Below are 20,528 nucleotides of genomic sequence, written 5' to 3' on the forward strand. Positions count from 1 at the left end.
CGAGCAAGGGGCCCTTCGTCCCGGGCCGTGCTCCTGCCCGCCGGGGCGGGGACTGGCACGCGCCTGACCAGCCGCGACGCCCCGGCGTAGAGTGGCGAACGACGACCCGACGAGGAGCGATGACCACAGCCCCCTGGAGCGCACGACCCCGCACGCGCATGGCCGCGGCAGACCGCCGCGCGCAGATCCTGGCATCCGCGAGCCGGCTCATCGCCGAGCGCGGGTTCTGGGGCCTCACCCTGCGCGACGTGGCGCTCGACTGCGGCATCACCGAGGCCGGGGTCCTGCACCACGCGGGGTCGAAGGACGGCCTGCTGGTCGCGGTGCTCGAGCACCGCGACGCGGTCGACATGGCCGCGCTCGCCGAACGCCTCGCAGTCCCCGTGACCGCCATCGACGACGACCCGCTCCCCGTCGGGCTCCGCGACCTGTGCGCCGCGCTCGTCGCCCGCAACGCCACCCAACCGGAGATCGTGCGCCTGTACACGGTGCTCCAGGGCGAGTCCCTCGACGAGTCGCACCCGGCCTACACCTACTTCCAGCAGCGCGAAGAATGGGTCATGGACCTGTTCTCCCGGGCGGCCCGAACCGACGGCCTCCTGGGGGCGGCCGTCGTCACGACGGCCCGCGAGACGCTCGCCGCCATGGACGGCCTGCAGCTGCGCTGGCTGCGCTCCCCCGCGACCGTGGACCTGGTCACCGAATGGGACGCCTTCGCTGACAGGCTGCTGACCGGGCGCTGACCCGAGATATGTACGACCGTACGCACGATGTGTACGATCGTCCGCATGTCGTCTCCCACCCTCGCGCGCCCGGCGCCGGACGTCCGGCGCGCGCGGGTCGCCGTCGCCGCGCTGTTCCTCACGAACGGCGCGCTGTTCGCGAACCTCGTGCCGCGCTACCCCGAGATCAAGGCCGGGCTCGACCTGGGCAACGCCACGTACGGGCTCGCCGTCGCGGCGTTCCCCGCGGGAGCCATCACCGCCGGGCTCGCCGCCGCGGCGCTCGTCCGCCGGTTCGGGTCGGCGCGCGTCGCCGTCGCCGGCACCGTGCTCACCGCGGCCGGGCTGCTGCTCGCGGGCCTGGCGCCCGTCCTGCCGCTGCTCGTCGTCGCGCTGTTCGCAGCGGGGGCGATGGACGCGTTCACCGACGTCGCGCAGAACGCGCACGGCCTGCGCGTGCAGCGCCGGTACGGCCGCTCGATCATCAACGGCTTCCACGCGCTGTGGTCGGTCGGCGCCGTCGTGGGCGGCGGCATGGCGGCCGCCGCCATCGCGCTCGGCCTGCCCCTCGGCGTCCACCTCGCGATCACGGGCGCGCTCTTCGCGGTGGTCGCGCTCGTCGCGCTGCGCTGGTGCCTGCCTGGGCTCGACGGCGAGGCGCCCGACGCCGTCGCCGCGGAGACCGCCGCGACCCCCGCCGGTGCCCCGGCAGGCGGGGAACCCGCAGGGGCCGGCGCAGCACTCGCGCGCACGTCCCGCGCCCGCACGGCCGCCGTCCTCGCCGCGCTCGTGCTCGTCGCCGTCGCGGGCGCCCTCGTCGAGGACGCGGGCAGCACGTGGGCCGCGGTCTACCTGTCCGGGTCCCTCGGCGCCCCCGCGACGCTCGCCGCCGCCGGCTTCGTCGCGCTCGTCGGCGCCCAGTTCGTCGGGCGCCTCGTCGGGGACCGCCTCGTGGACCGCTTCGGCCAGCGCGCCGTCGCCCGGACCGGGGGTGCGCTCGTCGCGCTCGGCACGGGCCTCGCGCTCGCGTTCCCCTCCGTGCCCGGCACGATCGCCGGGTTCGCCGCCGCCGGGTTCGGCGTCGCGACCCTCGTCCCGGCCGCGATGCAGCAGGCAGACGAGCTCCCCGGGCTGCGCGCGGGCACGGGCCTCACGCTCGTCTCGTGGCTCATGCGGCTCGGGTTCCTCCTGTCGCCGCCGATCGTCGGGCTCGTCGCCGACGCCACGAGCCTGCGGACCGGCCTGCTCGTGCTCCCGCTCGCGGGCGTCGTCGTCGTGCTGCTCGCCGGCGTCCTCGCACCGCGCCGCGCCACCACCTCGCCGCACCACCCCGCCCTGCACGGCAGCACCCTCGAGTCCCAGGAGACCAGCGCATGACCACCGACTACTTCGCCGGCGACGACCGCACCAGCTACGAGCGCATGGCCGCGGGCGACCTCTACGTCGCCGACGACCCGGAGATCGCGCGCGGCGTCCAGCGCGGCCTGCGCCTCGTCGACGCCTACCATCGGGCGGTGCTCGACGGCGACGACGACGGCGCCCGCGCGATCCTCACCGACCTGCTCGGCTCGCTCGGCGAGGGCGCGTCCGTGAAGCCCCCGCTCGCGGTGGACTTCGGCAGCAACGTGCACCTCGGCGACCGGACGTTCGTCAACTCCGGGCTCACCGCGCTCGACGTCGCGGCGATCACCGTCGGCGACGACTGCCTCCTCGGGCCGAACGTCCAGCTCCTCACCCCCACGCACCCCGTCGACCCCCAGCCGCGGCGCGACAAGCTCGAGGCCGCCGAGCCCATCACGCTCGGCGACAACGTCTGGCTCGGCGGCGGGGTCATCGTGTGCCCGGGCGTGACGATCGGCGACAACACCGTCGTGGGCGCGGGGTCCGTCGTGACGCGCGACCTGCCCGCGAACGTCGTGGCCGTCGGCAACCCGGCGCGCGTGATCCGCGAGAACATCTGACCCGTGACCGAGACCCCCACGCCTCCCGGACCGACGGGCCGCGCGCGCCGCCACGACCCGGAGCGCCGCGACCGCATCATCGACGCGTGCCTCGACGTGATCGCGGAGCACGGGGTCGAAGGGACCTCGCACCGGCGCGTCGCGGCGGCGGCCGACGTCCCGCTCGGCTCCATGACGTACCACTTCGCCGGGATGGACGACCTGCTGCGCGAGGCGTTCGGCCGGTTCACGCGCGAGGCCGCCGCGCAGTTCGAGCGCCGCATGGGCGACGCGCGCACGCCCGAGGAGGCCGTCCAGGCCGTCACGACGCTCATCACGCACGACGTCTTCGCGACGCAGCGCGACCTCGTCCTGTCGCACGAGCTCTACACGCTCGCGGCGCGGGACCCGGCCTACCGGACGCTCACCAACGACTGGATGCGTCGCAGCCGCGCCGCGCTGGGCCGCCACTTCGACCCCGCGACGTGCCGCGTGCTCGACGCGTTCATCGAGGGCATGACGATCCATCGCGCCCTCGACACCGAGCCGCACGACGACGTCGACGTCCTCGGTACGGTCCGCCGCCTCACGCGGGTCGGGCCGCCCGCGCCCCCTCCGCCGCGGTGACGTCGAACAGCTCGCACGTCACGCCGTAGTAGGCGTCGGTCGTGCCGCGGGGGGTCATGCCGATCCGTCGGCACACCGCCTGGGACGCCGCGTTGTCGGGGTGCGTCACGGCGACGACCCGGTCGAGGCCCCGCGCGAACGCGTGCGCGAGGACGGCCGAGGCCGCCTCCGACGCGTACCCGCGGCCCCATGCGGCGGGGTGGAAGTGCCACCCGATCTCCGTGTCGCCGGACGGCTGCAGCGGCTCGCCCGTGCCCGACGCCGGGATCGACTTGAGCAGGATGGTCCCCACGGGTGCGCCGTCCGGCAGACCGGCACCGTCGTCCTCGCGCGGGACGACCGCCCAGACGCCGTGCGTGCCGTCGTCGACCTCGGCCCACGCGGCGACGCGCGCGAGCGCCTCGTCCCGGTGCTCCAGGACGCGCGGCGTCGTCCCGACGTACCGCATCACGTCCCAGCGGGAGTAGATGTCGAGGACGGCGTCGGCGTCGTCGGGCTGCCAGGGGCGGAGGGTCAGTCGGGGCGTCGTCAGCGTCTGCACCGCCCCAGGCTACGAGCCGGCGCGGGCCCTGGCCGAGGGGTCAGACGATCTTGGGGAAGGTGAGGAGGAAACCCACGCCCACGACGAGCACCACGCACGCGAGCCCGACCATCGCCCACGAGGCGCGCTCCGAGCGGAACCGGCCGGCGAACGCCCCGAAGAACAGCACGAGCGCGAAGAGCACGGTCGTGAGGGTGTAGTTGTCGCCGCGCTGGTTGTTCACGAGCGCCTGCGCGAAGAGGGCGTCGGCCCGCTCGTCCGCCGCGGCGGCCTCGACCTCTCCCGGCGGGACGTACGCGTCGAGCGCGAACGGGCTCGGCGCTGCTGCAGGGTTCTGCAGCGGGCGGGACGCGAGCCACTCGTCGAACGCGGGCCGGAAGTGGTCGGTGAACCGCGCGCGCGTGAACTCCTCCAGCTCCGTGTCCCCGGTCGCGTACGCCTCCAGCCACAGGCTGAAGACCTGCAGGTCGATCGACCGGGCGGTGTCGGCGTGCGCGCGCTGCGTCGACGCCTCGATGCGCTGGGTCGACGCGCGCGAGAACGCGATCGACATCTCGCCGCCCCACTTGCTCGCCTCGAACCCGCTCCACGCGGTGAGCACGGCCGTCACGGCGAGCAGCACGACCGTCACGGTCTCCCGCAACGACCTGCCGCCCTTGCCCTCCGCGCCGTCGTCGGCCACGGCAGGACACTAGCCCTCCGCTCAGGGGTCCGCGCGGCGACGCCGCACGCCCGGCGGCACCTGCCCAGGACAGCGCGACGAGCGCCACCACGCGCGACGAACGCGCCGTTCGTCGCACACCGACCACCGTTCGTCGCACACCTCGACCGCCTGCCGCCGTGACGTGGATCACGGTCCGCCGCGGTTCCTAGCCTTCCGTGGTCGGACCGCAACGACGCGACCCTGGAGAGGCTCGATGACGACAGACACCCGCGCGGCGCGGAACGCCGCGGACGACGACCCGGAGATCGTGCCGGACCCGTCCCTGCCCCCCACCGCGGTGCCCGAGGAGCTTCCCGGGGCACAGGCGCGCACCCGCTGGACGCCGCAGAAGATCGCCCTGTGGGCCGCGATCTCGCTGGTCGGCGGCATCGCGTGGGTCATGCTCGCGGTCGTCCGCGGCGAGACCGTGAACGCGATCTGGTTCGTGTTCGCCGCCGTGTGCACGTACCTCATCGGGTACCGCTTCTACTCCAAGGTCATCGAGCGCTACATCACGCGCCCCGACGACCGCCGCGCCACGCCCGCCGAGGCCCGCGAGGACGGCAAGGACTACGTCCCGACCGACCGGCACGTGCTGTTCGGCCACCACTTCGCCGCGATCGCCGGCGCGGGCCCGCTCGTCGGCCCGGTGCTCGCCGCCCAGATGGGCTACCTGCCCGGCACGATCTGGATCATCGTCGGCGTCGTGCTCGCCGGCGCGGTCCAGGACTACCTCGTCCTGTTCTTCTCCATGCGCCGCGGCGGGCGGACCATCGGCCAGATGGCGCGCCAGGAGCTCGGCCGCGTGGGCGGTACCGCCGCGATCGTCGCGTCGCTGCTCATCATGATCATCATCGTCGCGATCCTCGCGCTCGTCGTCGTCAACGCGCTCGGCGAGAGCCCGTGGGGCGTGTTCTCCGTGTCGATGACGATCCCCATCGCGCTGTTCATGGGCGTGTACCTCCGGTACATCCGGCCCGGGAAGATCACCGAGGTCTCGGTCATCGGCTTCGTGCTGCTGCTCGCCGCGATCGTCGGCGGCGGCTGGATCGCGGACACCGCCTGGGGCGCCGAGCTCTTCCACCTCGACCGCACGACCATCGCGGTCGGCGTCATCGTGTACGGCTTCGTCGCCGCCGTCCTGCCCGTGTGGCTCCTGCTCGCGCCCCGCGACTACCTCTCGACGTTCATGAAGGTCGGCGTCATCGTCGTCCTCGCGGTCGCGGTGATCGTCGTGCGGCCCGAGATCACGGTGCCCGCGATCAGCGAGTTCGCGAGCGGCGAGACGGGCCCGGTCGTGTCCGGGGCGTTGTTCCCCTTCCTCTTCGTCACCATCGCGTGCGGCGCGCTGTCCGGCTTCCACGCGCTCATCGCGTCGGGCACGACGCCGAAGCTCGTCGAGAAGGAGCGCCAGACGCGCTTCATCGGCTACGGCGGCATGCTCATGGAGTCGTTCGTCGCGATCATGGCGCTCGTCGCCGCGATCTCCATCGACCGCGGCATCTACTTCGCGATGAACTCGTCCGCCGCCGCCACGGGCGGCACGGTCGAGGGCGCGGTCGCGTTCGTCAACGGGCTCGGCCTCATGGGCGTCAACCTCACGCCGGACATGCTCACGTCGACCGCGGAGGCCGTCGGGGAGCCGTCGATCGTGTCCCGCACGGGCGGCGCCCCGACGCTCGCGCTCGGCCTCGCGCACATCATGCAGCAGCTCGTGGGCGGCACCGCGATGATGGGCTTCTGGTACCACTTCGCCATCATGTTCGAGGCGCTGTTCATCCTCACCGCCGTCGACGCCGGCACGCGCGTCGCGCGGTTCATGCTCCAGGACACCCTCGGCAACGTGTCGCCGAAGTTCCGCGACGTCACGTGGCGGCCGGGCGTGTGGTTGTGCACCGCGATCATGGTCGCCGGGTGGGGCAGCATCCTCTACCTCGGCGTCACCGACCCCCTCGGCGGGATCAACACGTTCTTCCCGCTGTTCGGCATCGCGAACCAGCTCCTCGCGGCCATCGCGCTCGCCGTCGTGCTGGCGATCGTCGCCAAGCGCGGGCGCAGCTACCAGCGCTGGCTGTGGATCGTCGCGGCGCCGCTCGCGTTCACCGCGGTCATCACCATCTGGGCGTCGATCGAGAAGATCTTCTCCCCCGTCCCCGCGGTCGGGTACTGGGCCAACCACAACGCGTTCAAGGACGCGCTCGCCGCGGGCGAGACGTCGTTCGGCACCGCCGGCTCGGTCGAGGCCATGGAGGCGGTCGTCCGCAACACGTTCGTCCAGGGCACGCTCTCGATCGTGTTCGTCGTCCTCGCGATCGTCGTCATCGTCGCGTCGGTCCTCGTGACCGCGAAGGCGCTGCGCGACGGCGGCGGCGCCAACCACGAGGACCCGCCCGTCGCGTCGCGCCGGTTCGCCCCGGCCGACCTGTTCGCGACGAAGGCCGAGAAGGCGATCCAGAAGGAGTGGGCGGCGCTGCCGCCCGAGAAGCGCCCTGCCGCGACGGGGCACCGGTGACGGTGCGGCAGGGGACGCAGGGTCCCGCCACGACGGTCCGCGCGATCGTCGTGGCGGGGCTCCGCAGTGCCGCGACCCGCGTGCACGACGGCGCGGCCCACGTCCGCTGGTACGTGCGGCAGGTGATGGGCGACGACGCGTACGCGACCTACGCCGCGCACCAGCGCGCGGTGCACCCGGGGGGCGTCGTCATGACCGAGCGCGAGTTCTGGCGCATGCGGCACGCCGAGCAGGACGCCAACCCGGGGTCGCGCTGCTGCTGACGGCCTAGGCTCGGCGCCGTGCTCCGCGTCCCCCTCGACCTGCTCCTGCCGCGGGTCTCCGTCGCCGACGTCCGGCAGCGCGCCGCGGAGCTGCCCCGCCGCGGGCAGGAGGTCCGGGTCCGCGTGCGCGACGACGTGCTCGTCGCGCGCCGCTGGGCCCCCGGCGCGCACGCGAGCGGGCACAGCGTGCTGCGCGCCCGGCTCACCGAGGAGCCCGACGGCGTCCGCGTGCGCGGGACGGTCGCCCCGAGCGGGCTGGACCTCGTGCTGGTGGCGATCTGGCTCGCCGCGGCCGCCGGGATCGCGACCCTCGGCGCCGTCTACCAGAACGGGGTCGCGTGGCTCGTCGCGCTCCTCCCGCTCGCGTTCGGCGCGGTCTTCGCCGCCTGGCTGCCCGGGGCCGCGCGGTCCGGTCACGACGTGCTGCTGCGGGCGCTCGCCGCCCTCGGCGAGGGGCCCGACCCCCACGGGCTACGGTGACGGGCGTGGCCCGCCCTCCCGTCCGCATCACGTCCGACCCGCCGCGGGGGACGTTCTCCGCGTGCACCCTCGTGCTCGCCACCGACCCCGGGACGGCGGCCGGGTGGGTCGCCGCCGCGTTCGGCGCGCTGCGCTGGAAGCGCCGGGCGTCCGACGTCGCGCACCGCGAGGGCGCGTCGTTGTGGGAGGTCGGGGGCGCGGCCCGCGCGTTCTTCCTCGACGACCTCGACGTGCTCCGCCTCGTCACCCCGCGTGCGGCGGCGTTCTTCTCGCACGGGCGGGGCGTCGCTACGGTCCAGCCCGACGGCGCCGCGCACCGCACCGTCGTCACGCTCTCCCTCGTCGAGGGCCAGCTCTCCTGCCGCGAGAGCTTCGGCGCCGTCGCGCGGCACCTGCACGAGGCCGCGGTCCGCGCCGGGGCGCTCCCGCCCGAGGACATCCCGGTGTGGACGAGCGCCTACGACCTGCCCGCCGCCTCCCCCGGCGACCCGCGGTCGCGCAAGCGCCTGTTCCGCGGTTCCTGAGCACCCGCACCGACTAGATGGACGCCGGCGAAGCGCCTCATCTTCAGACTAGAATTCGAGTCTGAATAGAGACTAGAATCATGGTGTGCACACCTATCCCATGAGCGAAGCGAAGACCAACCTGTCCGCCCTGGTCGACGAGGTGGAGAGCACCCACCAACCGGTGACGATCACCCGTCACGGGAAGGCGGCGGCGGTGCTGATCGCGCCGGAAGACCTGGCGACGCTCATGGAGACGCTGGCATGGCTGTCCGACCCTGACCACGGGGCCGAGATGGCCGAGGCCGAGGAGGCGGTGGCGCAGGGCCGCACCCTGAGCCTCGCCGAGGTGCGCGAGCAGCTGGCCTCGCGACGGTGACCGACGTCGACGGTGGGTGGGAGGTGCGCCTGAGCCCACCGGCCGCACGCACGCTCTACCAGCTCCCCCCACGCCTGGCCGACGCCGTGATCCGCTTCTGCGACGAACCACTCGCGTCGAACCCCTACCGGGTGACGAAGGCGCTCGGGGCCGAGCTCGCCGGCCAGCGTGCCGGGTACGTCGGGATCGGGTTCCGCGTCCTGGTCCGCATCGACGACGACCAGCGTCTGGTCACCGTGATGCGGATGGCCTACCGCGCCGACGCCTACCGGTAGCCCAGGACGGGCGCTACGAGAGTCAGCCCCGTTCCAGCCGCGCGAGCTCGACGCCGTCGTGGTCGACGAGCACGAGCACGGCACCGTCGAGCCCGGCGCGGGAGGAGCGGGCCAGGAGATCCGGCACCGGCTCGCCCTCGCAGCCGATCTCGGTGTGCCCGCCCGAGGTGACGACCAGGCGGCCCTCGGCCTCGACGAGCCAGCTCCCGGCCGCGGCGTTGCACCCGTCGGTGCCGGTCCACGAGCCGTCCTCCGCGAGGACGACGTGCGGGTCGGTCGCATAGTCGGCGCCGGGCTGCCAGCGGCCGGCCAGGTCGCCCGCGGTGGCGGGCGCCGTGCCGTCGGGCAAGGGTGCGGCCGTCGTCGGCGCCGGCCCGGCCGTCTCCCCCGGGCGGAGGGGCGCGTCGGCGCCCGGCCCGACGCACGAGGCGAGGAGCGCCACGGCGAGCACCGGGAGGGCCGTCGTCCTGGGCAGGGGACGTCGTCGGGTCATGTCTCGATCGTGTCTCCCGGTGGGCGAACCTTGCACCGCCCGGGCGGGCCGCCCGACGCGAGGGCCGGGCGCCGTGGGACGATGCCGCCCGTGACGGAGCTGACCTTGCACGACGACGCCAAGCGCCGCGTGGTGCGCGCCAACCTCACGTTCGCCGCGATCCTCGTGCCGATCCTCGGGCTCACGGCGGTCTCCCTGGGGATCAGCACGCGCAACCTCGCCCTCGCGCTCGGCTACGCGTGCGTCGTGCTCGCGATGATCCCGCTGACGTACGTGCTCGCGCGCCGGTTCACCGACCGCTCCCGCGTCACGTTCGGCGACGGGTCGGTGACGGTCCAGGGCTGGGGCCGGCCGCGGCGGTTCACGGTGGCCGAGATCGAGCGCGTCGTCACGGTCGACAGCATGGGGTTCGGGGGCATGACGCCGACGCACCACCTCATCGTCGTGGGGCCGACGAAGCGCCTCGCCCTGCTCGTCGGGCAGATGTGGGACCGCGACCAGCTCTCGGCCGTCGCGCTCGACCTCGCGCACCGCGGCGTCCCGCTCAACCCGGTCCACCAGCCGGTCACGCCCGCGCAGCTGCGGGCGATGGACCCCCGGCTCGTGCCGTGGCGTCAGGCGCACCCGGTCGCGCTGGGCTTGTTCGTCGGGCTCGGGGTGCTGCTGTTCTTCCTGGTCGCGTTCGTCGTCATGGTCGCGTTCCTCGTCTGACCGTCGCCTCCGGCCGGGCGCGGTCGTGCCAGTAGCCCTGGGCGTGCACGCGCGACCGCGCCACGCCCGCCGCGACGAGCTCGGCCCGGACGCGCGCGACCGTGGCGCTCTCCGTCGCGCACCACGCATAGAAGCCGTCGCCCGCGGAGGACGCGGACCGGCCGTGCTCGGCAACCCAGTCGCGGACGGCGCCCAGCACCGCCCGCTCGGCGCCGCGACGTCGCAGGCGGGGCACGTGCTCGACGCGCACGGTCGCGCGCACGTCCCCGAGCGGGGCGTCCGCCGGGTCGTCGGCCTCGACGAGCACGTGGGCCCGGACGTCGGGGCCGAGGCTCGCGAGGATCCCGCGCACCGCGGGCGCGGACGTCTCGTCGGCGACGAGGAGCACGTGCCCGACGGCGGGTCCCGGGTCCCACTGCGTGCCGTGGTCGGTCACGCCGAACCGCGCGTGCGGCGCGGACAGCAGGACGCGGTCCCCGACCGCCGCCCGCCGCGCCCAGGCGCTCGCCGGGCCCGCGGGCTCGTGCAGGTACAGGTCGAGGTCGACCTCGGCGGCCTCCGACCGCACGGCCACGGGCGTGTACGAGCGCATGACGGGGCGCTCGTCGTCGTCGAGCGCGGACCACTCACGGCGCCACGTGCTCTCGTCCGCGAGGCGCGCCCGGCGCGCGAGGCGGTCCGCGCCCGGCCCCGGGAGCAGGATCTTCACGCGCTGGTCGAGCCCGACGTCGGCGCACACGGCGAGGTCCGGACCGGCGAGCGTCACGCGCACGAGGCGCGGGCCGACGTCGTGCACGCGCGCGACGGTCGTCGGGAAGAGCACGTTGGGCGACCGGTGGAACCGGCACCCGGCCGGGCTCCCGGCGCTCGCCGGGGGCCCGGCCGCCGCGTCAGGAGCCGGCACGGTCCTGCAGGAAGCGCTCGACGTCGTCGAGCACGGCCTGCCCGCCGAGCGGCCCGACGCCGCTGATCCAGGAGGACTGGTCCACGACGCGCACGTCGGGGAACGACGCGGCGTTGAGCGGGATCTCCGCGGGGACCGCGGACGCGTCGCCGGGGTCGGCGGCCGAGACGAGCACGAGGTCGGCGGCGGCCTCGGTCACGCGCTCCGGGGACAGGTCCACGGAGATGTCCTCGCCCCACTCCTGCTCCGGCGTCGTGAACCCGACGCACTCGAGCGTGCTGCCCGCGAACGACCGCGGCCCGTACGCGGACACGATGCCGTCGCGCGGGCGCAGGAGCTGCGCCGTCCCGGAGACGTCGTAGTCCTCCTGGAGCTGTGCGCAGCGCGCGTCGTAGGCGTCGAGCAGGGCCTGGGCGTCCGCCTCCCGGCCGAGCGCGCGCCCGACCAGCAGCACGTTCTCCTGCCACGGGTCGGTCTGGGTCGCCATGAAGACGGTCGGCGCGACGCTCGCGAGCTGGTCGTACAGGTCGGAGTGGCGCGACTCCGTGCCGAGGATGAGGTCCGGCTCGAGCGCCGCGATGGCCTCGAGGTTCGGCTCGGGCACGGTCCCGACCACCTCGATCGCCTGCGCCTCCTCGCCGAGGTACGCGGGCACGCCCGCCTCGACGCTCAGCACGGCGGCACCCACGGGGACGACGCCGAGCGCGACGGCGGTGTCCGTCTCGACGGGCTCGAGCGTCACGACGCGCTGCGGCGCCGCGTCGAGCTCGGTGGTCCCCCGCGCGTGCTCGACGGCGTACCCCGCCGCGGTGTCGTCCGGCGCCGGCGCGCCGGTCGCCGCGGGCTCGGGGTCGGACGAGCACGCCGCGAGGAGGGTCGCGGCGAGCACGAGGGCGGTGGTGGTGACGCTGCGGCGCACGCGCGGGCTCGACGTGGTCCGGGAGATCGGCACAGGAGGTTCCTTCGTCATGGGATAGGACTGCCTAACCTTATCTGCCCCACCGGGGTGGGTGACGCCGCGCTGGATACGATCACTGCATGTCCGGGCCCGTGTTCGCCGGCGCCGCCGCCGGTCTCGTCGTGGGCATCCTGCTCACCCTCGGGCTCGTGCTCGCCTGGCGGCTCGCGCGCGGGTCGCGCGAGCTCGGGAGCGACTCCGACCGGGCGACGTTCCGCACCCTCCACCTCGCGTCGCGCGCCGCGACGCACCTGCGCGACGGGCTCGACGGCGACGACGTCGGCCGCGCGGCCCGCTCCCTGCGCCAGCTCCTCGGCGCCGACGCGCTCGCCGTCGTCACGGCGGACGGGGCGGTCGCCCTCGACGGGAGCTCGACCCTCGAGCCCGACGCGCGGCGCGTCGCCGAGCGCGTCCTCGCGACGGGACGGCGCCACGTCGAGAGCGGTGACGTCGAGGACGCCGTCGGGGCGCCCGTCGTCGCGGGCGGGCGCGTCGCCGGTGTCGTCGTCGCGTTCGCCGACACCGTGCGACCGCCGCTCGTGCGCGCGACGGGCGAGGTGGCGCAGTGGTGCGCGGCGCAGCTCGAGCTCGCCGAGCTGGAGGCGTCGCGCACCGCGCTCGCCCAGGCCGAGCTCCGCGCGCTGCGCGCCCAGATCAGCCCGCACTTCGTCTACAACGCGCTCGGCGCCATCGCGTCGTTCATCAGCACCGACCCCGAGCGGGCGCGCGACCTCGTGCTCGACTTCGCCGACTTCACGCGCTACTCGTTCCGCGGGCGCGGCGACTTCACGACCCTCGCCGACGAGCTGCGCTCGATCCACTCCTACGTCGAGCTCGAGCGCGCCCGGTTCGGCGAGCGCCTCGCCGTCACCCTGCAGATCGCGCCGGAGTCGCTGACGGCCGTCATCCCCTTCCTCTCCGTGCAGCCCCTCGTCGAGAACGCGGTGCGCCACGGCCTGGAGCCGCGCGAGCACGGCGGCACGATCGTCATCACCGCGCGCGACGAGGGCACCCAGACGGAGATCACGGTCGAGGACGACGGCGTCGGCATGGACCCGGCCGTCGTGCGCGAGCTCCTCACGTCGCGCGACACGACGCACGTGGGCCTGCGCAACGTCGACACGCGCGTCCGCCAGCTCTACGGCGACGACCACGCGCTCGACATCGAGACCGCGCCCGGCGCGGGCACGCTCGTGCGGCTGCGCGTCCCGCGGTCGCAGCCGCTGCACGAGACGGAGGTGAGCGTGCCGTGACCACCCCGGACCCGGCCCCGGCCGGAGGCGTCCCCGGCGGGGCGGGCGACGCCGTCGGGCTGGACGTGCTCGTCGCCGACGACGAGCGTCCCGTGCTCGACGAGCTCGTGGCCCTGCTCCGCCGGGACCCGCGCGTGCGCACCGTGCGCGGGGTCGCGAGCGGCTCCGAGGCGCTGCGCGAGCTCTCGTCGCGCACGGTGGACGCGGCGTTCCTCGACATCCACATGCCGGGGCTGACCGGCCTCGACCTCGCCCGCGCGCTCTCGCGGTTCGCCGACCGCCCGGCGGTCGTGTTCGTCACCGCCGACGAGGCGCGCGCGCTGGAGGCGTTCGACGTCGAGGCCGTCGACTACGTGCTCAAGCCCGTGCGGCGCGAGCGGCTCACGCGCGCCGTCGACCGCGTCGTCGAACGGGTCGCGGAGCGCACCGCGGTGGGGCGCGCCCCCGCGACCGACGCGGCAGCACCGCCCGCGAGCGCCGCCGCTCCCCCGCCGGCGGCCGGCGACCCGGCGGGCGGTGCGGCCCCGGCCGACGAGACGCTCGTCGTGACGGTCGGCACGACGACGCGGCTCGTCCGGCGCAGCGCGGTGCGGTGGGTGCAGGCGCAGGGCGACTACTCCCGGCTCGTGACGGACACCGAGCAGTTCCTCGTGCGCGAGCCGCTCTCCGACCTCGAGGAGCGGTGGGCGCCCGCGGGGTTCCTGCGCGTGCACCGGTCGTACCTCGTGGACCGCGCGGCCGTGACCGCGGCGCGGTTCGGCGGGGCGCAGCCCGCGCTCGTCGTCGCCGGGCACGAGGTCCCGGTGAGCCGCCGCATGGTGCCCGGGGTCCGTGAGGCGCTCCTCGGGCCGCACCGGGGCGCGCCGTGACAGGCACCGACCCGCGTCGTGACGCGCGCGTGCGCGTCCGGTCCACCGACCTCCCCGCGGCGCGCGCCGGCCGCGGCGAGGGTGCCGGCCCGGGGGCGGGGCGCCGTCGGGCACGGCGCGGACCGGCGAGCCGGACGACGCCGCGACCGCCTACACGCGCGGGCTCGTGCGGGCCCAGCTCCGGCTCGGGCTGGCGTGCGTGGCGTCGTTCCTCGCAGTCGTCACGCTGCTCACGGTGACGATGAGCGGCGTGCCCGCGCTGGACGACGTCGTGCTGCTCGGCGTGCCGCTGCCGTGGCTCGTGCACGCGTACGGGTTCTACCCGGTGATCGTCGCGTTCGCGGTCGTGTTCGCGGTCGCGGCGGCGCGCAACGAGCGCCGGTACCGCGCGCTCGCCGAGGGCGCGGGCGGGCCCGACGAGCCCGGCCCCGACGACGGCGGTGCGCCGTGACCAGCGCGCTGCCCCTCGTCGCGATCGCGCTGCTCCTGCTCGCGACCGGGCTCATCGGGTTCTACGGCCTGCGGATCTCGCGCACCACGAGCGACTTCTTCGTCGCGTCGCGCACCGTGCGGCCGGTCTGGAACGCGTCGGCGATCAGCGGCGAGTACCTGTCCGCGGGCACGTTCCTCGGGCTCTCGGGTCTCGTGCTGCTGTCCGGCGCGGAGGCGTTCTGGTTCCCCGTGGGGTACGCGGCGGGCTACCTGCTCGTCCTGCTGTTCGTCGCGGGCCCCCTGCGGCGCAGCGGCGCGTACACGATCCCCGACTTCGTGCACGCCCGGCTCGACTCCGTGGTCGCGCGCCGCGTGACGAGCGTGCTCGTGCTGGTCATCGGGTGGCTCTACGTGGTGCCGCAGCTCCACGGGGCGGCGCTCGTCATCACGAGCGTGGCCGCGGTGCCGCCGTGGGTCGGCTCGGTGGGGATCGCGGTCGTGGTGAGCGCCGTCGTCGCCGCGGGCGGGATGCGCTCCATCACGTTCGTCCAGGCGTTCCAGTTCTGGGTCAAGCTCACCGCGCTCGCGGTGCCGCTCGTCTTCGTGCTCATGGCGCTCGGCGGGGCGTTCGAGCCCGGCGGCGCCGTCGTCACGTTCGACCCCGGCGCCGTGTTCCCCCACGAGGCCGGGCCGGGCGGCCTCGACGCGTACGCGACCGTCTCGCTCCTGCTCGCCCTCCTGCTCGGCACGACCGGCCTGCCGCACGTCCTCGTGCGCTTCTACACCTCGCCCGACGGCGGCTCGGCCCGCCGCACGACCGTCGTCGTGCTCGTCATGATCAGCGTGTTCTACATGGTGTCGAGCACGCTCGGGCTCGTGGCGCGGGTCGTCGCGCCCGACCTCGCGGCGCCCGGGGTCGCGGACACGGTCGTCCTCACGCTGCCGACCCGCCTCGTGCCCGGGCTCGGCGGCGAGCTGCTCGCCGCGCTCGTCGTCGCCGGGGCGTTCGCGGCATTCCTCGGGACGTCGTCGGGGCTCGTGGTGGCGCTGGCGGGCGTCGTGAGCCAGGACCTGTTCGGCGGCACCGTGCGGTCCTTCCGCTGGTCGGCGGTCGCGTGCACGCTCATCCCGCTCGCGTTCGCGCTCGTCACCATCCCGCAGGGCCTCGTGACAAGCGTCGGGACGGTGTTCGTCTTCGCCGCGTCGGCCCTGTCCCCGGTGATCCTGCTCGGCGTGTGGTGGCGCGGCCTCACCGCGCGCGGCGCGGTGGCGGGCATGGTCGTGGGCGCCGTCCTGTGCGCGACGGCGCTGCTCGCGTCGTCCGCGCTCGTCGCCGCGGGGTACGGGAGCCCGTCCGGCAGCACGGCCGACGGCGTCCCCGGCGTCGTGCGCGCCCTGCTCGCCCAGCCCGCCGCCTGGACCATCCCGCTCGCGACGGCGACCGTCGTCGTCGTGTCGCTCCTCGACCGGCGCGGCCCGCCGCTGCGCACCGACCGGTTCCTCCGCCGTCTGCACGTGCCCGAGCGCCGTCGAGCCTGAGACTCGTCGCACCGGGAGCTCCGACGACCCTCCGCATCTCACCTGGCGGGCGCTCTCGACCGCATGTCGGATGGGTCGTAGGATCGTGGCAACCATCCAGAGCGGTCGAGAGTCCTGGCTCGACGACACCGCAGCAACCCGCCGACGGAAGCCTCCCGAGGACAAAGGTGCTAACGCCAGGGTCGATGGAGTGACGCATGACCTCAGAGGCATCCTTCGCGCACCGTCCGGGCCGTCCGCGGCCGACGGTGTCGTTCGAGCTCATGCCCCCGCGCCGACCGGACGCGGCCCCGAAGTTCTGGGAGACGGCACGCCGTCTCGTCGCGACGCACCCCGACTTCGTGTCCGTGACGTACGGCGCCGCGGGCACCGACCGCGCGACCGCGCGCCAGGTCGTCGGACGCCTGCTCCAGGGCACGCCCGTGCTGCCGATCGCGCACCTCACGTGCGTCGGGGCGTCGCGCGAGGACGTGGAGTCGGTCATCACCGACTTCCTCGACGAGGGCGTGCGGAGCTTCCTCGCCCTGCGGGGCGACCCGCCGCGCGACCAGCCGGACTGGCAGCCCGCGCCGGACGGCGTCCGGTCGTCGACCGAGCTCGTCGCCCTGCTGCGTGAGGTCGAGGCGTCGCGCTGCGCGTCCGACCCGGCCGTCGCGCTGCGCGGCGCGGCCCGGCCGCTGACGATCGCCGTCGCGACGTTCTGCGACGGCAACCCCGCCGCCGGCACGACGCGCACCCAGGAGGTGCGACGCCTCTGGCAGAAGCAGCAGGCCGGCGCGAGTTTCGCGATCACGCAGCTCTTCTACGACGCGTCGTCGTACACCGACTTCGTCGCCGAGGCCCGCGCGGCCGGCGTGACGATCCCCATCCTCGCCGGGCTGCTGCCCACGACGGAGCCCGCGCGGCTCCGTCGCGTCGAGGAGCTCACGGGCGTGCGCGCGCCCCAGCACCTGCTGGACGCGCTCGACGCCCTGCCCGACCCGGAGGCGCAGCACGCCTACGGGATCGCGTACTCGGTCGACCTCGCGCAGCGCGTCCTCGACGCGGGCACGCCCGGTCTGCACGTGTACACGTTCAACAAGCACCGCGCCGCTCTTGACCTGCTCGAGGGTGTCCACCTCGGCGGCGGGTCGGTCGGGACCGGGGGCGGCGCCAGCGCCGCCGCCGCCCCGCTCGTCCCGGACCTGGCCAGCGGGCCGTGGGTCACCGGCACCTCCCTGCCCACGACGAGCGCCGCCACGCACGGCGCGCCCGTCTGACCGGTCCTCCGGACCAGCAAGAGGTTTCGATCATGGCCACTTCCGTACCCTCCCCTACCCAGAACCCGGTCGGTTTCCCCGCCGGCACCGTGCTCGGCTACCCGCGCATCGGGCGCCGCCGCGAGCTCAAGAAGGCCGTCGAGGCGTTCTGGGCCGGCAAGACGTCGGCCGACGAGCTCGAGGCCACGGCCCGCGAGCTGCGCCTCGCGGCCGTCCGCCGGCTCGTCGACCTCGGCCTCGGCGCCGACGACGCCTCGGTCCCCGGCTCGTTCTCCTTCTACGACCAGGTGCTCGACGTCACCGCCTCCCTCGGGGCGGTCCCGTCGCGGTTCGCGTCGCTCCTCGGCACCGGGCCCGACGACGCGGGCCGCCTCGACCTCGCGGGCTACTTCACCGTGGCGCGCGGCCAGGGGGACGACGCCCCGCTCGAGATGACCAAGTGGTTCGACACCAACTACCACTACCTGGTCCCCGAGATCGGCCCGGACACCCCGATCCGCTTCGTCGACGACCGCGTCGTGCGCGAGTTCGTCGAGGCGAAGGAGGCCGGCGTCGTGACGCGGCCCGTCGTCGTCGGGCCCGTGACGTTCCTCGCGCTGTCCAAGGCCGCCGACGACGCGCCCGCGGGGTACTCGCCGCTCGACCGCCTGGACGACGTCGTCGCCGCCTACGCCGACCTGCTGCGCGCGCTCGCCGCCGCGGGGGCGCCCTGGGTCCAGCTCGACGAGCCGATCCTCGTCACCGACTCGGTCGACGTGCCGTTCGCCGACCTGGCCGCCGCCGTGGAGTCCGCGTACCGCACGCTCGCGACGGAGCTCTCCGTCGGCGCCGAGGACGCCGCGCAGGCGCGTCCCGCGATCCTCGTCGCCGCGCCGTTCGGCGGCCTCCAGGCCGCCGCCGAGCACGACGGCGCCGCGGCCCGCGACGGCCTCGCGCTGCTCGCCGGCACGGACGTGGACGCCGTCGCGATCGACCTCGTCAAGGGCGCCGTCCCGGCGGCGGCCGACGGCGCCGTCCCCGGCCTCGCGGGCAAGACGCTCGTCGCGGGCGTGATCGACGGGCACAACGTGTGGCGCGCCGACCTCGCGGCGAAGCTCGACGTCGTCGACACCGTCCGGGCCCTGGGCGCGGGCGCGGTCGCCGTCGGCACGTCGACATCGCTGCTGCACGTGCCGCACGACGTCGAGGACGAGACGTTCGCCGAGCCCGGCACGGCGTCGGGCACGACGCTCGACCCGCGCCTGCGCGACTGGCTCGCGTTCGCGGACCAGAAGGTCGGCGAGGTCGCGACGCTCGCCCGCGCGCTCACGGAGGGTCGCGACGCCGTCGCGGCGGAGATCGAGGCGTCCCGCGCGGCGGTGGCGTCGCGCGCGGAGGCGAGCGGCGTCGTCGTGCCCGCGGTGCGCGAGCGTGCGGCCGCGCTGACCGACGCGGACTTCGCGCGCGGTGACTACGCCGAGCGTGCGGCCGCGCAGCAGGAGCGCCTGAACCTGCCGCCGCTGCCCACGACGACGATCGGCTCGTTCCCGCAGACGCCGGAGATCCGCCGCGCCCGCGCGCTGTGGACGAAGGGCGAGCTGTCGGACGCGGACTACACGACCGCGATGCGTGAGGAGATCGCGCGCGTCGTCGCGATCCAGGAGGAGCTGGGCCTCGACGTCCTCGTGCACGGCGAGCCCGAGCGCAATGACATGGTGCAGTACTTCGCGGAGCACCTCGACGGGTTCGCGGTCACGGCGAACGGCTGGGTGCAGTCGTACGGGTCGCGCTGCGTGCGCCCGCCGATCCTGTGGGGCGACGTGACGCGGCCCGCGCCGATCACGGTCGAGTGGTCCGCGTACACGGCGTCGCTCACCGAGAAGCCCGTCAAGGGCATGCTCACCGGGCCCGTGACGATCCTCGCGTGGTCGTTCGTGCGCGACGACCAGCCTCTCGGCGACACGGCGAACCAGGTGGGCCTCGCGCTGCGCGACGAGATCGCGGACCTCGAGGCCGCCGGCATCGGGATCGTCCAGGTCGACGAGCCCGCGCTGCGCGAGCTCCTGCCGCTGCGCCGCGCGGACCAGCCGGCGTACCTCGACTGGTCCGTCGGGTCGTTCCGGCTCGCGACGTCGGGCGTGGAGGCGGCGACGCAGATCCACACGCACCTGTGCTACTCGGAGTTCGGCGAGGTCATCGGCGCGATCGACGGCCTCGACGCCGACGTGACGTCGGTCGAGGCGGCGCGCTCGCGCATGGAGATCGTGCCGGAGCTGCGCGACGCCGGGTACTCGCGCGGCATCGGGCCGGGCGTCTACGACATCCACAGCCCGCGCGTGCCCTCGACGGAGGAGGTCACCGAGCTGCTGGAGCTCGCCGTGAAGTCGATCGACCCGCGCGTCGTCTGGGTCAACCCCGACTGCGGCCTGAAGACCCGCCGCTACGAGGAGACCGTGCCGTCGCTCGAGCACCTCGTCACCGCGGCGAAGGCCGTCCGGGCCACGCTCGGCTGACCCCGGAGACGCCGGAGGCCGGGTCCCGTCAGGACCCGGCCTCCGTGTCGAGGGTGTCAGCGCTCGGTCGTGCCCGTGCCCGCCATCGGGAGGGCGAAGGCGAGCGTCGCCGCCGCGAGGCCGCCCACGAAGAGCCACACACCGCCGTCGACGCCGGACATGCCCGACCCCATGAGCACGAGCCCGCCCACGAACAGCGCGAACGCCACGACGAACCGTGCGACCGCGCCCGCGTGACCGGGGATGTCGCGCCCTTCGGTCCCGGTGGGGAGGGGGCTGTGCGCCGCCTGCTCGCTGGACGTGGTCATGGGGTTCTCCTTCTGAGGTCGGAACGGGAGCCGGACGTCGCCGTCGGCGATCAGTCCAGGTAGTTCTCCACCGTACCGGGGTCTCGCACCGCCGCCGCATCGGGGTCGCCGCCGAACTCGCGCGCGGCGCCGCGCTGGCGCAGCAGGTCCCAGCACTGGTCGAGCTCGACCTCGATCGCGCGGAGCCGCTCCTGCTCCTGCGGGCCCGAGATCTCGCCCCGGGCGAGCTGCTCCCGGAGCCGGTGCTCCTGCGCCACGAGCTCGCTGATCGTGCTGCGGATGCCGCCGTCGGTCGTCATGCCGTCCACGGTATGCCCGACGGCGCGGGCGCGCCCCGGGAGGCCGGGCCCCACGCGGGCGGGGCG

24 protein-coding genes and 1 riboswitch are annotated in these 20,528 nt (G+C 74.9%); of the genes, 17 read left to right on the forward strand and 7 right to left on the reverse strand.

All coding sequences use genetic code 11. The features are described from left to right. Positions 1-119 precede the first annotated feature (119 nt). Genes BJP59_RS16590 through BJP59_RS16605 form a run of 4 tightly spaced genes read left to right on the forward strand, consistent with a single transcriptional unit; the run spans position 120 to position 3,289 of the window. Positions 120-743, forward strand: a complete 624-nt coding sequence (locus BJP59_RS16590) for a TetR/AcrR family transcriptional regulator (RefSeq protein WP_021482984.1) — start codon at positions 120-122, stop codon at positions 741-743. A gap of 45 nt (positions 744-788) precedes the next feature. Continuing rightward, the gene (locus tag BJP59_RS16595; protein WP_194521489.1) at positions 789-2,099 is read left to right on the forward strand and encodes an MFS transporter; all 1,311 of its coding nucleotides are present in this window, start codon (positions 789-791) and stop codon (positions 2,097-2,099) included. Then, on the forward strand, positions 2,096-2,683 hold the full coding sequence (locus tag BJP59_RS16600) for a sugar O-acetyltransferase (RefSeq protein ID WP_021481591.1): 588 nt from the start codon (positions 2,096-2,098) through the stop codon (positions 2,681-2,683). The genes BJP59_RS16595 and BJP59_RS16600 overlap by 4 nt, the downstream gene beginning before the upstream one ends. Positions 2,684-2,686: 3 nt before the next feature. Beyond that, the gene (locus BJP59_RS16605; RefSeq protein ID WP_194521490.1) at positions 2,687-3,289 is read left to right on the forward strand and encodes a TetR/AcrR family transcriptional regulator; all 603 of its coding nucleotides are present in this window, start codon (positions 2,687-2,689) and stop codon (positions 3,287-3,289) included. On the opposite strand, the gene BJP59_RS16610 is transcribed toward BJP59_RS16605, so the two are convergent. Together BJP59_RS16610 and BJP59_RS16615 are read right to left on the reverse strand one after the other, a co-directional pair. After that, a complete protein-coding gene (locus tag BJP59_RS16610; RefSeq protein ID WP_194521491.1) occupies positions 3,249-3,830 on the reverse strand; it encodes a GNAT family N-acetyltransferase in 582 nt (193 codons plus the stop codon). The genes BJP59_RS16605 and BJP59_RS16610 overlap by 41 nt on opposite strands. Positions 3,831-3,870: 40 nt before the next feature. Continuing rightward, complete coding sequence (locus BJP59_RS16615) at positions 3,871-4,512, reverse strand: hypothetical protein (RefSeq protein WP_163185196.1); 642 nt, start codon at positions 4,510-4,512, stop codon at positions 3,871-3,873. A 235-nt stretch (positions 4,513-4,747) separates the two neighbouring features. On the opposite strand from BJP59_RS16615, the gene BJP59_RS16620 reads away from it, so the two are divergent. From BJP59_RS16620 to BJP59_RS16645, 6 genes are all read left to right on the forward strand, one after another. Continuing rightward, positions 4,748-7,045, forward strand: coding sequence for a carbon starvation CstA family protein (locus BJP59_RS16620; RefSeq protein WP_194521492.1), 2,298 nt, complete (start codon positions 4,748-4,750; stop codon positions 7,043-7,045). Then, positions 7,042-7,308 (forward strand): YbdD/YjiX family protein, encoded by a 267-nt coding sequence (locus tag BJP59_RS20235; protein ID WP_336244580.1) that lies wholly within the window; start codon positions 7,042-7,044, stop codon positions 7,306-7,308. Before BJP59_RS16620 ends, BJP59_RS20235 begins: the two co-directional genes overlap by 4 nt. A gap of 18 nt (positions 7,309-7,326) precedes the next feature. Beyond that, the gene (locus BJP59_RS16630; protein WP_194521493.1) at positions 7,327-7,788 is read left to right on the forward strand and encodes a hypothetical protein; all 462 of its coding nucleotides are present in this window, start codon (positions 7,327-7,329) and stop codon (positions 7,786-7,788) included. Positions 7,789-7,793: 5 nt separating this feature from the next. Beyond that, positions 7,794-8,312 (forward strand): hypothetical protein, encoded by a 519-nt coding sequence (locus tag BJP59_RS16635; protein WP_194521494.1) that lies wholly within the window; start codon positions 7,794-7,796, stop codon positions 8,310-8,312. An 85-nt stretch (positions 8,313-8,397) separates the two neighbouring features. Next, positions 8,398-8,670 (forward strand): type II toxin-antitoxin system Phd/YefM family antitoxin, encoded by a 273-nt coding sequence (locus BJP59_RS16640; protein ID WP_021483656.1) that lies wholly within the window; start codon positions 8,398-8,400, stop codon positions 8,668-8,670. Next, on the forward strand, positions 8,667-8,945 hold the full coding sequence (locus BJP59_RS16645; RefSeq protein WP_021483657.1) for a type II toxin-antitoxin system RelE family toxin: 279 nt from the start codon (positions 8,667-8,669) through the stop codon (positions 8,943-8,945). Before BJP59_RS16640 ends, BJP59_RS16645 begins: the two co-directional genes overlap by 4 nt. Before the next feature lie 22 nt (positions 8,946-8,967). Here BJP59_RS16645 and BJP59_RS16650 read toward each other — a convergent pair whose 3' ends face one another. Continuing rightward, a complete protein-coding gene (locus BJP59_RS16650; protein ID WP_194521495.1) occupies positions 8,968-9,438 on the reverse strand; it encodes an META domain-containing protein in 471 nt (156 codons plus the stop codon). 90 nt (positions 9,439-9,528) lie between these two features. On the opposite strand from BJP59_RS16650, the gene BJP59_RS16655 reads away from it, so the two are divergent. Then, positions 9,529-10,149, forward strand: coding sequence for a hypothetical protein (locus BJP59_RS16655; protein ID WP_021482172.1), 621 nt, complete (start codon positions 9,529-9,531; stop codon positions 10,147-10,149). Here the strand turns inward: BJP59_RS16655 and BJP59_RS16660 are convergent. Both BJP59_RS16660 and BJP59_RS16665 read right to left on the reverse strand, forming a co-directional pair. Beyond that, entirely contained in the window at positions 10,127-11,053 is a 927-nt protein-coding gene (locus tag BJP59_RS16660) for a siderophore-interacting protein (protein WP_194521496.1), read from the reverse strand. The genes BJP59_RS16655 and BJP59_RS16660 overlap by 23 nt on opposite strands. After that, positions 11,040-12,005, reverse strand: a complete 966-nt coding sequence (locus BJP59_RS16665) for an ABC transporter substrate-binding protein (RefSeq protein WP_228485139.1) — start codon at positions 12,003-12,005, stop codon at positions 11,040-11,042. The genes BJP59_RS16660 and BJP59_RS16665 overlap by 14 nt, the downstream gene beginning before the upstream one ends. A gap of 86 nt (positions 12,006-12,091) precedes the next feature. Between BJP59_RS16665 and BJP59_RS16670 the strand changes: the two genes are divergently transcribed. From BJP59_RS16670 to metE, 6 genes are all read left to right on the forward strand, one after another. Next, the gene (locus BJP59_RS16670; protein ID WP_194521498.1) at positions 12,092-13,264 is read left to right on the forward strand and encodes a sensor histidine kinase; all 1,173 of its coding nucleotides are present in this window, start codon (positions 12,092-12,094) and stop codon (positions 13,262-13,264) included. Positions 13,265-13,323: 59 nt separating this feature from the next. Further along, positions 13,324-14,133: a LytR/AlgR family response regulator transcription factor gene (locus tag BJP59_RS16675; protein ID WP_442861551.1), complete on the forward strand. Its 810-nt coding sequence runs from the start codon at positions 13,324-13,326 to the stop codon at positions 14,131-14,133. Between the two features lie 166 nt (positions 14,134-14,299). Next, a complete protein-coding gene (locus BJP59_RS16680; protein ID WP_194521499.1) occupies positions 14,300-14,584 on the forward strand; it encodes a hypothetical protein in 285 nt (94 codons plus the stop codon). Further along, the gene (locus BJP59_RS16685) at positions 14,581-16,104 is read left to right on the forward strand and encodes a sodium/solute symporter (protein WP_194521500.1); all 1,524 of its coding nucleotides are present in this window, start codon (positions 14,581-14,583) and stop codon (positions 16,102-16,104) included. The genes BJP59_RS16680 and BJP59_RS16685 overlap by 4 nt, the downstream gene beginning before the upstream one ends. Positions 16,105-16,193: 89 nt before the next feature. Next, positions 16,194-16,296: riboswitch (SAM riboswitch) on the forward strand. 5 nt (positions 16,297-16,301) lie between these two features. Further along, positions 16,302-17,363 (forward strand): methylenetetrahydrofolate reductase, encoded by a 1,062-nt coding sequence (locus BJP59_RS16690; RefSeq protein ID WP_043655337.1) that lies wholly within the window; start codon positions 16,302-16,304, stop codon positions 17,361-17,363. A gap of 32 nt (positions 17,364-17,395) precedes the next feature. Then, complete coding sequence (gene metE, locus BJP59_RS16695; protein ID WP_194521501.1) at positions 17,396-19,855, forward strand: 5-methyltetrahydropteroyltriglutamate--homocysteine S-methyltransferase; 2,460 nt, start codon at positions 17,396-17,398, stop codon at positions 19,853-19,855. Positions 19,856-19,911: 56 nt separating this feature from the next. Here the strand turns inward: metE and BJP59_RS16700 are convergent, their stop codons facing one another. Further along, on the reverse strand, positions 19,912-20,163 hold the full coding sequence (locus tag BJP59_RS16700; RefSeq protein WP_021483231.1) for a hypothetical protein: 252 nt from the start codon (positions 20,161-20,163) through the stop codon (positions 19,912-19,914). 50 nt (positions 20,164-20,213) lie between these two features. Continuing rightward, on the reverse strand, positions 20,214-20,462 hold the full coding sequence (locus BJP59_RS16705; protein WP_194521502.1) for a DUF2630 family protein: 249 nt from the start codon (positions 20,460-20,462) through the stop codon (positions 20,214-20,216). Between the last annotated feature and the right edge of the window lie 66 nt (positions 20,463-20,528).

This window comes from Cellulosimicrobium sp. JZ28, assembly GCF_015327065.1.
GTDB classification, from domain to species: Bacteria; Actinomycetota; Actinomycetes; order Actinomycetales; family Cellulomonadaceae; genus Cellulosimicrobium; species Cellulosimicrobium funkei.